We start from the raw sequence: 7,921 nt of genomic DNA, 5'->3' as shown, positions 1-7,921 counted from the left end.
GTCCGCTCGTTCCTGCACTCGATGAAGACGGTCGAGACCGTGCGCGGGTCCGTCATGTCAGATCGGACTCGGCAACTGCTGCACACCGTGATCAGCAGTGCTCTCGGCTACGCCGTGCGCGAGGAACTGATCACACGCAATGTCGTCCGGCTCGTCGAGACACCTCACGCCGACCAGTCCGACGTGGCTCCGCTCGATGATGAGGAGTTGGCCGCGTTCCTGCCGGTGGCAATCGAGCATCGGCTTCGCGCGCTGTGGGTGATCTACCTCGGTCTCGGCCTGCGTCGATGTGAGGCACTGGGCCTGGCCTGGGAAGACATCGACTTTGAGCGGGAGATGGTACACGTCCGCTACCAGCTCAAGCGGATCAAGGGTCAGGGCATGAAGCGGGTCCGGCTCAAGAGCAAGAAGTCCCGTCGCGTCCTGCCACTGCCCGCGGTGGCTGCCCGTGCGCTGCGCGCTTGGCGGCTCGCTCAGTCCAACGAGCAAGAGACGGCCGGTGCGCGCTGGGATGGCAACGCGATGGACCTGGTGTTCACGACGCGATTCGGCCGGCCGATCGAGCCGAGCACGATCAACCGGTCACTGCTCGTGCTGGCCCGTCGCGCGAAGCTGCGCAACCTCCACCCGCACGCGCTGCGCCACTCGTGCGCGACCTTCCTCAAGGCTCAGGGTGTCGACCTGATCGTGATCCGGGACATCCTCGGGCACTCTCAGCTCAGCGTGACCGCTGACATCTATACGCACGTGCTCGCGCCCGAACTGCGGGAGGCGATTAAGCGGATGGACGGTGTGATGAGTCGTGACACCAATACGGCCTCGGAGAGCAGCGCTGATACGTAGCGGTTGGTGTCAGGTGTGGGTGTCAGGGACACAAAAAAAGCCGGTAAGCATCAAGTGCTTACCGGCTTTGACGTGGGCGCGCTCGGAGGGATTCGAACCCCCAACCTTTTGATCCGTAGTCAAATGCTCTATCCGTTGAGCTACGAGCGCTGGGTGTCGGGCCTGCGGAACTGGGCCGCCGCTGGCCGACCCGTTGAGTGTACATGGTCCGGGGGGTGGGTCAGCAAACCGATAGCCCGGGCGCGGGGCGGCGCGGAAAACCAGTTGCGGGGGCGGGGCGGGCGGGACGAGACTCGGCGGCGTGTGGCGGCCCGGAGGGCGGCTTCGCGGGCGCGGGGTTGGCGGTCGGTTGGGCCGCCGTGGTGAGCGGTCACCGCGTGTGATCCGGAGCGGAGGAGGTGGCTCGTGTCCAACGTCTTTGTCCTGGACTCGACCTTGTCCTGTCCTACCGCTTCGGCCCGGTTCTGAGCCGCACTTCCTTCTTCTTCTTGCGCGAGGCTTCGCGCGACTGTGCGGCTGTTGGCTCCGGCGGGGCGGATTCCGTTCGCTTTGTTTGGAGACTTCCAGTGCGCAAGCACTCTTTTGACGCGGACGTCGACGCTTACGACGGCCGCGGTGGCAGCAGCCACGATTACGACTACGACCATGACTACGACGACTTTGACGCTGCCCGGTCGTCTGGGCGGCGGGGGCGGGGGCAGGGCGGCCGTCGGCGGCGCTTCGACGACGAGGCTGACGTGCCGCTGCGGCGGGGACGGCTCACCGATGAGGAGCGGGACCGGCTGGCCGCTGCGCTGATCGAGGCTGAGGACGGGCTCGAACTGCCGGAGGGCGCCGACCGCTGGTCGACCTGGGGGCAGGGGGAGGTCGGGCCCGAACCGTATCCGTCTTGGGTGATCACCAGTGAGGCTGCGGTCGATACGCGGCTCGGCGTGGTGAAGACGGGGAAGGAGGCGGAGGTTCACCTGGTGGAGCGGTGGTTGCCGGGGGGAGGGGGCGAAGCGAGTGCGGGGCCGGCGGGGGTTGGGCAGCGGGTGCTGCTTGCGGAGAAGCAGTACCGCAGCGCCGACCACCGGCTGTTTCACCGGGATGCCGGCTACCTGGAAGGGCGCCGGACACGCGAGTCCCGCATCGAGCGGGCGATCGCGAATCGGACGACCTTTGGGCGCAAGCTCATCGCCGAGCAGTGGGCCGCTGCCGAGTTCGCCGCGCTGTGCGGGCTGTGGGCTGCTGGGGCACCGGTGCCCTATCCGGTCTCGCGCTTGGGCACCGACCTGATGCTCGAGTTCATCGGGGACGCGGACGGCGGCGCGGCGCCTCGGCTGGCGCAGCTGCGGCCCAGCACCGAGCAGCTCGTCGACTTGTGGGAGCAGCTGACGGACGGGCTGGCCACGCTGGCACGCGCCGGGTTCACGCACGGCGACTTGTCGGCGTACAACGTGCTGGTGCACGACGGGCGCTTGGTGCTGATCGATCTACCGCAGGTGGTGGACGTTGTGGTGAACCCGCGGGGCGCCGAGCTGCTGGCGCGTGACGTGCGCAATATCGGCGGCTGGTTCGCGGCGCGGGGGCTGCCTCAGGCGGAGTGGCAGGCTGACGGGCTGCTGAGGCTGTTGCGGGATGAGGCGGGGATTGGGGATTCTAAGGATGTATAGGGAAGGGAGTAGAGGGGGGAATAGGGGGTTAGGGATGGGTGGGTGACGGGATGGGCGGCGGGGCTGGGAGGTGACGGGGGTGAGGTGAGAGGGGTTGGAGGAGAAGAGGGTTAGACGGGTTGGGAGCGGAGGAAGTGGCCGAAGTGCGGGACGGTGAAGGCCACCGAGCCCCGCTCGGCCGCGTAGACCAGGCCCTTCTTGATCAGGCTGTCACGCGCCGGGGACAACGACGAGGGCCGGCGGCCGAGGGACGTGGCGACCTCGGCCGTCGGGACCGGGCCGTCGCCGAGCAGCGCCATCGCGCGCATGTACTCGCGCTCGGCGGGGGTGGCGCGCTCGTAGCGCGAGCCGAAGAAGCCGACGGCGAGTTCGGCCTCGGCCTCGGGGGCCGCGACCTTCACGTCCTCCGCGGTGATCGGCGTCGTGGGGGCGGCATCCCAGGCGACCTTTCCGTACGCCTGAATGAAGTACGGGTACCCGTCGGCCGCGTCGTAGAGGGCGTCCAGGGCGTCGGGGCTGAAGTCCACGCCTTCGCGTTGCGCGGGCGCCGTGAGGGCGAGGTCGGCGTCCGGGCGATCGAGGCGGTCGATGCGGTGGTAGCGGAAGAGGCGTTCGGAGTATGACTTCGAGCTCGAGAGCAGGGTCGGCAGGTGGGGCAGGCCGGCGCCGACGATGATGAGCGGGGCGCCGGTTTGGGACAGCTCGTGGCAGGCGGCGCAGAGCGCTGAGAGGTCCGGCGTCGGGACGTCCTGCATCTCGTCGACGAACAGCGCGATGCCGACGCCGAGGTCGGTGCCGATGGAGGCCGCGTCGGTGAACAGCTCGGTCAGGTCGATCTCGATGTCGCCGGAGTCGGCGCGGCCTCGGGCGGCGGGGACGTCGATGCCCGGCTGCCAGCGGGGAACGGTTTTCGAGCCGGGTCCGGAGCCGGTTGCCGAGTCGCGCAGGGCGAAGGCCTTGATGACGGACAGGACGTAGTCGATCCGCTCGGGGTCGCGGTGGCGCGGCGCCAACTCGCGCACGGCCATGTGCAGCGCGGCGGCGACGGGGCGGCGCAGCGTCTGGTCCGGTCTCGCCTCGATCTTGCCGGTGCCCCACAGCCTGCCGATCGCCTGCGAGCGCAGCGCGTTGAGCAGCACGGTCATGCTGACGCCGCGCAGGCCGGTGAGCACCAGCGACCGCTCAGGGCGGCCCCTGGCGATGCGCTCGAGCACGACGTCGAACTGGTCCAGCTCGCGATCCCGTCCGGCCAGTTCGGGCGGACGCTGCCCGGCCCCCGGCGCGTAGGGATTCCTGATCGGATCCACGAAAAGGACTCTATGACGGCGTCTCAGCTCTACGCTAGACACTCATATAATTCGCGATGAGTCTCTTCGCGCTCGCCGCGGGCATCATCTCGCGTTCCAGTACGTTGTCATGACTATCGCGCACACCCCGCAGCAGGACGGACCGGTCTATGGCCATCCACTTGGAGAAGATCACCGCAACCGTTGACGCTTACCTGGCCGCCTACCCGGAGGAACGCGAGGCGCTGTCCCCGCTGATCCTGGCGCTCGGCAAGGGCTTCGATTTCACCTCCCGCCGCCGCTATCCGGCGCACATCACCGCCGGCGTGATCCTGCTCGACGACCAGGACCGGGTGCTGCAGATCCACCATCGCAGCCTGGGCCGCTGGCTGAACCCGGGCGGGCACTGCGAGCCGGACGACAAGTCCCTGACCGGGACCGCGCTGCGGGAGCTGGCCGAGGAATGCGGTATCAGACCCGAGGACATCGAGCAGGTGGGCGGGGAGGAAGCGCTGCCGATTCAGATCGACGTGCACCCGATCCCGGCGAGCGACGTACGCGCTGAGCCGGCGCATCGGCACTTCGACTTCCGGTTCGCGTTCCGCACCGGCGCGAACGTGCCGACGCTGGGCGGGCGCGAGGCGGTGGCGCACCGGTGGCAGCCGCTGTCGAAGCTGGGGGACGCGGCGTTGGCGGCGAGATTGGCGGCGTGAGGGGCCGGATCGTTGCCGGGCGTCCGGTGGAGTGCTCGGAGAACAACTAGCCGGGAACGAAGCGGCCCCCGTCCCTGGGGACGGGGGCCTTGCCGCGGAGGCTGAGGGATTTGAACCCTCGATGGGTTTTAGACCCAAACCGCATTAGCAGTGCGGCGCCATAGACCGGACTAGGCGAAGCCTCCTGATGCGCGTGCCCGAATCGGGCACAAATCACACTTTCCGTGCCACCGTTGGTGACCGGCTTGGTACGATCCCGCACAGCATACCCGGACCGGAGACGGCGCGACAAAACAAATCCGGGCCCGAGCGGTCCGCTGCTCACGGGCATGGTGCTCACGGCAGGCCTGCGCAACCCACCGGCGGGGCCGGGACGTCTACCGGGAAAGTGGTCCCTCCCGCCGCAGCGCAGCGTGTGGAATAGTCGGAGCCACAATCCGCTCCGGGCCCACGCCGGCCGAGGCGGTCCGGCGGTGTGAACGGGCCGCCGCCATAAGGCGCCGGGGTGTGTGTGACCGATCCGTAAGGGTGGATCGGCCTGGAAAGCGAGTGGAGGGCAGTACCCGGTGAGCCGTACGTCCGGCCGTTCTGCCTCTCGCCTCGCGGCGATACTCGACGCGCTGCCGGACGCGCTGCTGCTCGCTGACGCCTCGGGCCTGGTGGTCAACGCGAACGCCGTCGCCCTTGAGTTGTTCGAGGGCGAAAGCGCGGAGCGGCTGCTCGGCAAGCCGATCGCGGTGCTGTTACCGGGGCTTGGGCGTGCGGTCGCCACGGGTCCAGGTCCGGCTGCGCTGCCCGCTGGGTCTGCTGCGCCGGTTGGCGCGGTACCGCAGGGTGCGACGCGTGTCCCGCCTGAGCGGCTGGCGGCGCGGCGTACCGATGGAACGTTGTTCCCAGCCGAGGTGAACACGGCGAAGCTGCCGGATGACGGCGACGAGCTGACGCTGTACGTCGTGCGGGACCTGACCGGCGAGCTCGATATCGAGGCTGAGCTGCGCAGGCAGCAGCGGCAGATCGAGCTGATCCTGCGGGCCGCCTCCGAGGGCATCATCGGTGTCGACAACGAGGCCCGCATCGTGCTGGTCAATCCGGCGGGCGCTCGGATACTGCGGCATCGCGCCAGCGACCTGGGCGGTCAGGACGTGCACGAGCTGATCGCGCACTCGGCCGCGGACGGAACGCCGATATCGGCGGACAAGGTCCTCATCGTGGACAGCCTGCGCAACGGCACCAAGCACCGCTCGCAGGACGAGGTGCTGTGGCGCAGCGACGGCACCTCGGTGACCGTGGATGTGACCACCGCGCCGGTGTTCGAGGGCGATGTGATCATCGGCGCGGTGATGACTTTCTCCGACAACAGCGAGGTACGCGCGGCGGTCCGCCGGGCCCGCGAGCTGGCGGAGGTGCTGGAGGACGAGCTGCGCGCCCCGCTGGCCGCGGTACTCACTGAGCTGCGCAATGTGGCCGAGTACGGGATCGGCGAGCTCGGCCCGAACGTGCGGCAGGCGCTGGGGTCCGCCACTTCGGATCTCGCCGAGGTGGCCCGGCTGGTGGACGACATCGTGGACTACCAGCACATGGTGGTCGGCGATACGCCCTGCGAGCCGCAGAAGATAGCGCTGTCCGTGGTGGTCGACGCGGCGGTCGAGGCCACGGACGCGGACGCGGCGGCGCTCGGCGTGGACCTGATCGCGCACACCGCCGACGTCGAGGTCTCGGTCGACCCGCAGCTGTTCGCCACGATGCTGGCTCACCTGCTCGCCGACATGGTCAACGCCTCACCGGTCGGCGGGAAGGTCGTGGTGACGGCGGCCCGGCGCGGCCCGGTGGCCCGGATTGAGATCCGCGGCCCGCACACCGGCGGCGGCCCGCTGCACCTCCCGATCGCGCGGGCCATCGTGGCGCAGCACGGCGGCACGGTCACGACGCACCGGATCGCGGGTAAGGGCAACACGCACGTGGTCGAGATCCCGCTGGAGGGTTCGGCAGGCGGCGGGAAGGGCGACGTACGTGCGGTCGGACCCGGTTCGCCGTCGAATCCGGCCTCGTCGAATCCCGGGAGTTCGGCCGTTTCGACGGTGAACACGCGGTCGGTGCGGCCTGCGCGCATCACGCCGGTCTCTCGAGTTCGCCCTCCTTCGTCGAACGCGCTCGAATCGAGCGTGGAGCCGCCCGCGGCGCCCCCATCGGTCAATCCCCCTCCTGCGGCCGGCGGAACGGCACCCGGTACCGCGCCCACGGCGTCCAGCCAGACCACGCAGGTGGAGAAAACCAACGGCCACCACACGAGCCACGGCGCGGATGCACGGCGACCTGTTACCGCAGCGTCCGGTACGAACGGCCAAGCGCGTATTCCGGCACAGGTGCGTTCGTCGCTGTCTCGTTCATCCGGCTCGATCCCGCTCGATCTCAAGCCGAGCAAGCCATTGCCCACGAGCGACGTGTGGACGCGGCCGCCGCGTAACCCATCGGATCCGCCTACGCAGGAGATGAACGCTGTAGGTACGCCTACGGCGCGCGGCAACGGAGCGTCCGCTGGTAGCGGTGCGGCTGCGGTAACGGAACCGAATGAGCAGCCGTGGCAGCCTCAAGCGGAGCCCGAAGAGGAGTCGCGCGTCGAGGCGGCGTCCGCCGAGACGGCTCCTGCGGAGACAGCCCCCGTCGAGACAGGGTTCGTCGAGGAGCGTGGCGTAGCGAAGCAGGGCACGGTGACGACCGAGCGGCCCGAGGAGGACACGGCGCCGCGCGGGCGCAGGCGTGCGGTTGCTGCCGAGCCCGCTCCGCAGAGGTCGAATCCGAGTCCGGCCCCGAGCCCAGCCCCCATTGCTCGTATTCCTGCTGCACGCCCGGAGGCCGCGCCTCAGGCCGCCAGGGAAACCGGCTTCGGTGCCGTAGACGACGCCCCGACGCAGGCCATGCCGCCTGTCGTGGTCGCACAACCGGCAGCCGCGCAACCGGCCGCGACGCAACCGGCAACCGCGAAACCTGCGGCCGTCGACCCGATGGCACGGTCGGCAATGCAGAACTCGGGCGCCATGCCGGTCGAGATGATTCCGGACGCGAAGTTCAGTCCGACCTTGCTGCTGTGGCCGGAGCCCGACGAATCGACGCTGGACGTGCTTGACGACCGCGGCTACGAGTCGGTCGCGCTGGACAATTTCGACGCGCTGCCGCGCACGGTGGACGAGTTGGCTTCAGAGCACTCGACGAAGCCCAGCGCCGTGCTCGTGGACCCGATCGCAGCGCCAATTACGCGGCGCGGCCTGCGGATACTGCGCGGCGCGGCGATCAACGCGGGACTGCCGATCGTGGTGACCGCGGGCATCGGCGGCGGGCCGGCCGAGCCGCCGCAGGGCCCTGATCCGGCGTTGCTGTTGCAGGCCCTCACTCCGCCAGGAGTCTCGCTCCCCCGCGTCTTGCTGAT

General features: G+C 69.4%; 5 protein-coding genes and 2 tRNA genes. 4 read left to right on the top strand and 3 right to left on the bottom strand.

The window, feature by feature from the left end:
• On the top strand, positions 1-843 hold an 843-nt coding region (locus tag VFA06_RS10855), incomplete at its 5' end, for a site-specific integrase (RefSeq protein ID WP_324840352.1).
• A 77-nt stretch (positions 844-920) separates the two neighbouring features.
• On the opposite strand, the gene VFA06_RS10850 is transcribed toward VFA06_RS10855, so the two are convergent.
• Positions 921-993 (bottom strand) — tRNA-Arg (locus VFA06_RS10850).
• Between the two features lie 248 nt (positions 994-1,241).
• Here VFA06_RS10850 and VFA06_RS10845 point away from each other — a divergent pair.
• Positions 1,242-2,498 (top strand): serine protein kinase RIO, encoded by a 1,257-nt coding sequence (locus tag VFA06_RS10845; protein ID WP_324840351.1) that lies wholly within the window; start codon positions 1,242-1,244, stop codon positions 2,496-2,498.
• A gap of 110 nt (positions 2,499-2,608) precedes the next feature.
• Here the strand turns inward: VFA06_RS10845 and VFA06_RS10840 are convergent, their stop codons facing one another.
• A complete protein-coding gene (locus tag VFA06_RS10840) occupies positions 2,609-3,805 on the bottom strand; it encodes an ATP-binding protein (RefSeq protein WP_324840350.1) in 1,197 nt (398 codons plus the stop codon).
• A gap of 149 nt (positions 3,806-3,954) precedes the next feature.
• Between VFA06_RS10840 and VFA06_RS10835 the strand changes: the two genes are divergently transcribed.
• Entirely contained in the window at positions 3,955-4,497 is a 543-nt protein-coding gene (locus VFA06_RS10835) for an NUDIX hydrolase (protein ID WP_324840349.1), read from the top strand.
• Between the two features lie 95 nt (positions 4,498-4,592).
• Here the strand turns inward: VFA06_RS10835 and VFA06_RS10830 are convergent.
• Positions 4,593-4,682: transfer RNA gene (locus VFA06_RS10830), tRNA-Ser, on the bottom strand.
• 381 nt (positions 4,683-5,063) lie between these two features.
• On the opposite strand from VFA06_RS10830, the gene VFA06_RS10825 reads away from it, so the two are divergent.
• On the top strand, positions 5,064-7,921 hold a 2,858-nt coding region (locus VFA06_RS10825), incomplete at its 3' end, for a PAS domain-containing protein (RefSeq protein ID WP_324840348.1).

The organism is Actinocrinis sp., assembly GCF_035653575.1.
In the GTDB taxonomy this organism is placed as follows: domain Bacteria; phylum Actinomycetota; class Actinomycetes; order Streptomycetales; family Catenulisporaceae; genus Actinocrinis.
This window is presented reverse-complemented; position numbering and strand designations above follow the sequence as displayed.